Source organism: Rhizobacter sp. P2_H3, from assembly GCF_056403355.1.
In genome coordinates, this window is record NZ_JBFUFQ010000505.1 from 1 (window position 1) to 1,051 (window position 1,051).

At 73.1% G+C, this 1,051-nt stretch carries 2 protein-coding genes; both read left to right on the forward strand.

Annotation, left to right across the window (positions count from 1 at the left end; all coding sequences use genetic code 11):
• Positions 1 to 431 (forward strand): uroporphyrinogen-III C-methyltransferase (locus tag AC1D1T_RS32670; protein ID WP_477844950.1); only part of this gene is annotated, 431 nt, incomplete at its 5' end.
• Between the two features lie 19 nt (positions 432 to 450).
• Positions 451 to 1,051: heme biosynthesis HemY N-terminal domain-containing protein (locus AC1D1T_RS32675; RefSeq protein ID WP_477993514.1), on the forward strand; the 601-nt coding region annotated here is incomplete at its 3' end.

Consider the following 1,051-nt stretch of genomic DNA (forward strand, 5'->3'; position numbering starts at 1 on the left):
CCCGCAGCGCCTCGCCGGCCGGCCAGGGCGCGCCGACGCCGGTGGGCGGCGGGCTGGCCGAGCTGTCCGATCGCCTGGGTGCGCTGTTCGATCGCGTCTGGGGCGAGACCCGCTCGCTGGTGCGCGTGAACCGCATCGACAACCCGGATGCGATGTGGCTGGCGCCGGAGCAGGCCTTCTTCCTGCGCGAGAACCTGAAGCTGCGCCTGCTGAACGCGCGCCTGGCGGTGCTGAGCCGCCAGTTCGACGCGGCGCAGGCCGACCTGCAGAGCGCCCAGCAGGCGCTGGAACGCTATTTCGACCGCAGCTCGCGGCGCACGACGGTGGCGCTCGAACTGGTGAAGCAGGTGTCGGCCGGCGCCCGCCAGGTGGTGCTGCCGCGGCCCGACGACACGCTCGCGGCGCTGGCCACCGCGACGGCCGGCCGTTGACCTGAGGTCCCCCTTCCCGATGCGTGCCGTCATCTGGTTCGTGCTGTTGTTCGCTCTGGCGGTGGTCAGCGCTTCGGTGCTGGGCACCAATGACGGCCTGGCGTCGTTCTACTGGGGCTCGTGGCGGCTCGACGTCTCGCTGAACCTGTTCCTGATCGCACTGGTGGCGACCTGCTTCGCGCTGGTCGCGGTGATCCAGGCGATCAACGCGCTGATCGGGCTGYCGCGGCGGGCCCACGAATGGCGCGTCGCGCGCCGCGACCGCACCGCGCAGGCGGCGTTGCGCGATGCGCTGTCGCAGTACTTCGGCGGGCGCTACAGCCGCGCGCAGAAATCGGCGCAGCGGGCGCTGCTGATCCAGAGCGACACGCCCGACCTGGTGCAGGACAACGAATTCACCGTGCTCGGCCACCTGCTGGCCGCCGGCAGCCTGCACAMGTTGCAGGACCGCGCCCGCCGCGACGAACAGCTGCGCCTGGCGCTCGAGCTGTCGAGCCGCAGCGGCCTGGCGCGGCCGGCCGAGGAGGGCGCGCGCCTGCTGGCCGCCGAATGGGCGCTCGACGACCGCGATGCGGCGCGTGCGCTCGAGCTGCTGGGCGAACTGCCGCCCGGGGTCGCGC